At 72.8% G+C, this 7,457-nt stretch carries 1 protein-coding gene; it reads left to right on the top strand.

Annotation, left to right across the window (positions count from 1 at the left end):
• Positions 1–14: 14 nt before the first annotated feature.
• On the top strand, positions 15–7,457 hold a 7,443-nt coding region (locus tag ON21_RS31070; protein ID WP_169332753.1), incomplete at its 3' end, for a type I polyketide synthase.

Below are 7,457 nucleotides of genomic sequence, written 5' to 3'. Positions count from 1 at the left end.
TCGTGCTCGAGCCGGTGGAACGCGCCATCGCCGCGGGACACCGGATCTACGCCGTGATCCGGGGCAGTGCCGTCAACAACGGCAACGAACGGCAGGTGCTCAGCGCCCCCAGCGCCGCTGCCCAGGCCGCCGTCATCCGGGCCGCCCTGACCGCGGCACGGGTCGACGGCTCGTCGGTGCAGTACGTGGAGTTGCACGGCACGGGTACGCCCGCGGGCGACCCGGTGGAGGCAACGGCGCTGGGCGAAATCTACGGCACGGGCCGTCCGGCGGGTCAGCCGCTGGCCGTGGGTTCGGTCAAGACCAATATCGGGCATCTGGAAGGCGCCGCGGGAATCGCGGGACTGATCAAGACCGCACTGTGCCTGCGGCACGCGCAGCTGGCGCCCAGCCTGAATTTCCGCAACCTCAATCCCCGGATCCCGCTGGACGAGCTGGGGCTGCGGGTGCAGACCAGCACGCAGCCGTGGACGGGCGACGCGCGGCGCCGGGCCGGTGTGTCGTCGTTCGGCATGGGAGGCACGAACGCGCACGTGATCCTCGAGGAGGCGCCCCGGACGGCAGCCGTCGAGGTGACCGGGACCAGCGGCGAGCCGAGGACCGCGGTGTGGGTCCTGTCGGCGCGGAGCCGGGAAGCTCTGCGCGAGCAGGCGGTTCGCTTGCGGGAGTGGCTGGCGGAGCACCCGCGGGCCGGCACCGCCGAGGTGGCGTACTCGCTGGCCCACACCCGGACGCCGTTGGAGTGGCGGGCGGCGGTGGTGGGGTCCGGCGCCGAGCGGATGCGTGCCGGGCTCGCCGCCCTGGCCGGACCGGCGTCCGAGCCGGCCGTCGGCGAGCCCACGGTGGTGTCCGGCCGGGCCGCGGCGCGCGAGGTGGTTTTCGTGTTCCCCGGCCAGGGCAGCCAGTGGGTGGGAATGGGCGCGGAACTGCTGGTGTCGGACGGGGTCTTCGCGGCGTCGATCGCGGAATGCGAAGTAGCGCTGGCGCCGTTCGTGGACTGGTCGTTGACCGAGGTGCTGCGCGGGACGCCGGGAGCCGCCTCGCTGGATCGCGTGGACGTGGTGCAGCCGGTCCTGTTCGCGATGCTGGTATCGCTGGCAAGGCGGTGGCAGGCCGCCGGTGTGCGACCGTCCGCCGTGGTGGGCCATTCGCAAGGCGAGATCGCGGCCGCGGTGGTGGCCGGTGCGTTGTCGCTCGCGGACGGGGCGCGCGTGGTGGCCCTGCGGTCGCGCGCGGTCGCGGAACTGCTGGCGGGCTCGGGCGGGATGGCGTCGGTGGGCTTGCCGGGCGACGCGGTCGCGGACCGGTTGGCGGCCTTCGGCGGCCGGTTGTCGGTGGCGGCGGTGAACGCGCCCGGCCAGACCGTGGTGTCCGGGGATGCCGATGCGATCGAGCGATTCCTCGCCGAGTGCGCGGCCGAGGGTATCTGGGCGAAACAGATTCCGGTGGACTACGCGTCGCATTCGGCTGCGGTGGAACGGATTCGCGATCGGGTGCTGGCCGACCTGGCGCCGATCCAGCCGAAAACCGCTGCGATCCCGTTCTTCTCGACGGTGACGGCCGAGTTCGTGGACACGGCCGGGCTCGACGCGGCGTACTGGTATCGCGGATTGCGCGAGCAGGTGCGCTTCGCCGAGGCGATCGAGGGGCTGCTGCGCGCGGAGATGACGGCGTTCGTGGAGACGAGTCCGCATCCGGTGGTCGCCTCGGCGATCGAACTGGTGGCCGGGGCGCTGGGCGCGGCCGACCGGGTGGCGGTGTTCGGCACACTGCGGCGCGGTCACGGCGGGCCCGAGGAGTTCGCCGCGGCGTCGGCCCGGGCCTACTGCGCCGGTATCGACGCGGTGGCGGCGGAGCTGGCCGCGCCCGCCGCGCGAGTCGACCTGCCGGTCTACGCGTTTCAGCGCCGCCGGTGCTGGACGCCGGAGGCGGGGACGGGCCTCGCGGATATGCGCCGCGCCGGGCTGATCGCGCCGGACCATCCGATACTGGGCGCCGCGGTGCCGGTGGCGGACCGCGACGAATGGCTGTTCACCGGGCTGTTGACCCCCGAGATCCACCGCTGGCTGGCGGATCACCTCGTCTTCGGCGCTCCCGCGGTGCCCGCGGCGGTCTGGCTGGATGTCGCATGGAGTGTGGGCGCTCGGGTGGGCGCCGCCGCGGTCGAGGAACTGCGGATCGACGCGCCGCTGCCCGCGAACGTGCCGTGGGCGATCCAGGTGCGCGTTGCGGAGTCCGACGAGAGCGGGCGGCGGACGTTCACCGTTCACGCCCGCCCTGGCCTCGGTGCCGACGACGGGGCCGGGGAATGGTCTCGGTGCGCGCAGGGAGTGCTGGCCGGAGAACGCGACGAGATCCCCGTCCGGCCGGGCGTCGAGTGGCCGCCCGCCGGGGCTGAGCCCGTGGCCGCCGAAGAACTGTACGACCGGCTGGCGGGCCGAGGGCTCGGCTACGGCGTGGCGTTCCAGGGAGTCACGGCATCCTGGCTACGCGGTCGCGACGCGTTCGCCGAGGTGTCACTCGACGAGTCGGTCGGTGATCAGGGCCGGTTCGGCATCCATCCCGCGCTGCTCGATGCCATGGCGCACGCCGCGACGGACCTGCTCGCCGACGGCTCACCAGACCGGACGCTCTTGCCGGTGTCGTTCGACGGCGCTCGGCTGTATCGCGCCGGGATCGCCGCCGCCCGGGTGCGGATCGAGCAGATCGGTGCGGACACCGCGCGCGTGACGGCGATCTCCGAGGACGGCGACCCGGTTCTCGTGATCAGGTCGCTGCGGCTGCGCATGGCCGACCGGGTGACGGAGGAGTCCCCGGCGGCGGTGCCCGCGTCCGCGCCGACCCGCCGCAGGCGCGCCGCGGTGGAGGGGCCGCTGGCGCCGCGGCTGTTCGCCGTTCCCGAGTCGGAGCGGGACGCGCTCGTGCTGAAAGTCGTCGCCGAACAGGCCGCCGCGGTACTCGGGTACTCCTCGCCCGAGGCCGTTCCCGCCGAGCTGCCGTTCACGGCCTTCGGATTCGACTCGCTGAGCGGGATCCAGTTGCGCGACCGGCTGGCCGCCGCCACCGGGCTGGCGCTGCCCGCGACGCTGATGTTCGACCACCCGACACCCACCGCGGTGGCACGGCTGGTGCGCGCTCGGCTGGAAGGGGTGGACCTCGCCGCGCCGCGCACCGTGCGCCGCACCCGATCCGACGAGCCGATCGCGATCGTCGGGATCGGCTGCCGCTTCCCCGGCGGTGTCGGATCCGCCGAGGATCTGTGGCGTCTGGTCGCTTCCGGTATCGACGCGATCACGCCGTTTCCCGAAGACCGTGGTTGGGACTTGGAGCGGTTGCTGCATCCCGATCCTGATCGGCCGGGCACGGTCTATATCCGCGAAGGCGGATTCCTCTCCGAAGCAACAGATTTCGATGCCGGTTTCTTCGGTATCGGACCGCGCGAGGCGGCGGCGATGGATCCGCAGCAGCGGCTGATGCTGGAGGTCGCCTGGGAGGCGTTGGAGGACGCCGGCCTGGACCCCGCCGCGCTCCGCGGCACCGACACCGGCGTGTACGTCGGCGCCTGCGCGTCGGGTTACGCGGAGGGCGTGACCGGGGAGCACGAAGGTTTCCGGCTGACCGGGACGTCGCACAGCGTGATCTCCGGCCGCGTGGCCTACGTCTTCGGCCTGGAAGGACCCGCGGTCACGGTCGACACCGCGTGTTCGTCGTCGCTGGTCTCGCTGCATCTGGCGTGCCAGGCGCTGCGCCAGGGCGAGACCTCCCTGGCGCTGGCCGGTGGGGTGAGCATCTCGGCGAGCCCGGCGCTGTTCGTCGACTTCGCGCGGCAGCGGGGGCTGGCCGCGGACGCGCGCTGCAAGCCGTTCTCCGCCGCGGCCGACGGCGTGACCTGGTCCGAGGGCGTCGGCGTGCTGGTCGTCGAACGCCTCGCCGACGCCCGTCGCCTCGGACACCGGGTCTTGGCGGTCGTGCGCGGCAGCGCGATCAATCAGGACGGCGCGAGCAATGGCCTGACGGCGCCGAACGGTCCGTCGCAGGAGCGGGTGATCGCGGCGGCGCTGGCCGACGCGGGGTTGACGCCCGCGGACGTGGACGCGGTGGAGGCACACGGAACCGGCACCGCACTGGGCGACCCGATCGAAGCGCAGGCGCTCATCGCGGCCTACGGCGCCGAGCGAGCGGAACCGCTGCGCATCGGATCGGTGAAATCGAATATCGGTCACGCCGTCGCGGCCGCGGGTGTCGGTGGCGTGATCAAGATGGTGCAGGCGTTGCGGCACGAAACCCTGCCGAAGACAGTGCATCTCGATGCGCCCAGCCCGCACGTGGACTGGTCGGCGGGGACCGTGCGGCTGCTGAGCGAGCCGGAGCCCTGGCCGGCCGGAGGCCGGGTGCGTCGCGCCGGGGTGTCGTCGTTCGGGATGAGCGGGACGAACGCGCACCTGATCCTGGAAGAGGCGCCGAGAGCGATCTCGGCCGAGAACTCCGGCGCCGCCGATGACGGTGATCGCGCTGTCCTGACCTGGACGGTGTCCGCGCGCACCCCGGAAGCCCTACGGGCGCAAGCCGTTCGGCTGTCGGAACGGCTGACCGCGCAGGACGAGGTGAACGCGGCGGATGTGGCGCACACCCTGCTGCGGCACCGCGCGCAGCTGGAACATCGCGCCGCGGTGGTCGGGCGCGAACTCGATGATCTGCGGTCCGGGCTCGCGAATCTGGCCGAATCCACCGTCGCCGACAACGATTCCGTCGTCACGGGCCGGGCCGCGGCGCGGCGGGTGGCGTTCGTGTTCCCGGGTCAGGGCAGTCAATGGCCCGCGATGGGCCGCGAACTCCTGGCCACCGACCAGGTATTCGCGGAGTCGATCGCGGAATGCGAGGCGGCGCTGGCGCCGTTCGTGGACTGGTCGTTGACGTCCGTCCTGCGGGGAGAGCCGGGCGCGGCCTCGTTGGACCGGGTGGACGTGGTGCAGCCCGCGCTTTTCGCGGTGCTGGTGTCGCTGGCGCGAGTGTGGCGGGCCAGCGGGGTGGAACCCGCCGCGGTGGTGGGGCACTCACAGGGCGAGATCGCGGCGGCCGTGGTCGCGGGCGGGCTTTCGCTCGCCGACGGCGCGCGCGTCGTCGCCGTCCGGTCCCGGATCGTGGCCGAGGAATTGGCCGGAGCCGGTGGCATGGCGTCGGTCGGACTGGCGGCGGACGCGGTCGTGGACCGCCTGACCGGGTTCGGGGATCGGTTGTCCGTGGCCGCGGTGAACGGGCCGGGGCAGACCGTGGTGTCGGGGGAGACCACCGCCGTGGACGAATTCCTTGCGGCCTGCGCGGCCGACGGCGTGTGGGCGAAACGGATTCCGGTGGACTACGCGTCGCATTCGGCCGCGGTGGAGTCCATTCGCGAGCGGATTCTGGCGGAGCTGGCTCCGGTCGCGCCGGTATCCGGTTCGGTGCCGTTCTTCTCCACCGTGATCGCGGATTATGTCGACACCGCGACGCTGGACGCCGCCTATTGGTATCGCGGGCTGCGCGAGCCCGTCCGTTTCGCCGAGTCGGTCGAAACGCTACAGCGAGCCGGTGTGAACGCCTTCATCGAGGTCAGTCCGCACCCGGTGCTGACGGTCGGGATCGAGCTGACGGCGGACGCCCTCGGCGCATCCGGTTCCGTGGCCGTCCTCGGCACCCTGAAACGCGAACAGGGCGGCCGGGAACAACTTTCGCTCGCGTTGGCGCGCGCCCACTGCGCCGGTATCGAGCTGGCGGCGCGGGCATTGGCCCCCGTCGCCAGCCGGGTGGACCTGCCGGGGTACGCGTTCGAGCACAAGCGGCACTGGCTGGTGCCGGGCGGCGCGCCGGATATCCGGCAGTCGGGCCTGGACGAGGCGGCGCATCCGTTGCTGGCGGCGATGGTGCGGTTGCCGGACACCGACGAAGTGGTGTTCACCGGCAGGCTGTCGCGTTCGGCGTATCCGTGGCTGTCCGATCACGCTGTGGCGGGGGTGGCGTTGCTGCCGGGAACGGCGTTCGTGGAGCTGGTCCTGCACGTCGGCGCGGTGGTCGAGTGCACGCGGGTCTCGGAACTGGTGCTCGAGGCGCCTCTGGTGGTGCCGTCGTCGGGCACCGTCTCGCTGCGAGTGGTGGCCGGCGTCCCGGACGAGTCGGGCGCGCGCAGGGTGTCGGTGTACTCACGGCCGGAGGAGGCCGCAAGCCGCGTCGGGCACGATCGGAGCGCGGACGCGCCACGCTGGGTGCGGCACGCCGCCGCCACGATCACCGCCGAAGCGGATACGGCCGAGGCCTCCGCCGTGGCCGTCCGTCCACCGGACGGTGTGGCCGCGGCCGACATTCCCGCTGTCTACGCGGAGCTGGCCGAGCGCGGCTACGAATACGGTCCGGTGTTCCGCGGACTGACCGCCCTGTGGTGCGGTGACGGCGAAGTCTTCGCCGAAGTGACGCTGCCGGAGCCCGGCCGCGCCGGTGCCGCCGAATTCGGGGTGCATCCGGCGCTGCTGGACGCGGCGCTGCATGCGGTCCTGCTGGGCGGACTGCTGTCCGATGTCCCGGACGGGACGGTCGCGGTGCCGTTCTCCTGGGAGAACGTCAGGCTGTACGCGACGGGAGCGACCACGCTGCGGGTCCACGCGTCCGTGTCCGGCTCCACGGCCGCGGGATCGCGGATCGCGGTGCGCCTCACCGATACCGCGGATATGCCGGTGGCCGAGGTGGGCGCGTTGACCATGCGCCCGATCCCGGTCGAGGCACTCGGCCGAACCCGGACGCCCAGCGAGGGACTCGGCTACCGGGTGGAGTGGGTCGCTTCATCCGTGCCGGAGGACGAGACCGCGGACGCCGGAGTCTGGAGCGCAGCCGAGGACGGCGAGACCGTGCGCGTCGCGGGTCGGGTGGCGACGGTGATCCGACTCGACGAAGCCCCGGACCGCGCTCTGCCGGAATCGGCACACGATGTGGTGACCGCCGTGACCACGCGGGTGCGGCGGCTGCTGGATGGGGAAGACCTCGTCGTCGTGGTGACCCGCCGGGCCGTGGCGGTGCATCCGGGTGAATCGGTGGATCTGTCCGCGGGAGCGGCGTGGGGATTGCTGCGCACCGTCCAGAGCGAGCATCCGGATCGGATCCTCGTCGTCGACGTCGACGACTGGGCCGAATATCGAGAGAGCGTCGCGCTCGCGATGACCACGAGCACCGAACCCCAGTTCGCCGTCCGCCGTGGTGTCGCGCACGTTCCGCGCTTGCACCGGGCGGCGGGCGACGTCGGGAACGCGAGCGTGGCGACGCGGGCGGCGGCGTGGGCGCTGACCCACCACGGCAAGGGCGCGCTGACCGGCGACAATCTGACGCTGATCGAGACGCAGGAGGCGTCGCGGCCGCTCGGCCCCGGCGAGGTCCGGGTGGCGCTGCGGGCGGTCGGTCTCAATTTCCGCGATGCCCTCATCGCACTGGGGATG

It is taken from the genome of Nocardia araoensis NBRC 100135, assembly GCF_000308435.1.
Taxonomy (GTDB): Bacteria; Actinomycetota; Actinomycetes; order Mycobacteriales; family Mycobacteriaceae; genus Nocardia; species Nocardia araoensis.
This window is presented reverse-complemented; position numbering and strand designations above follow the sequence as displayed.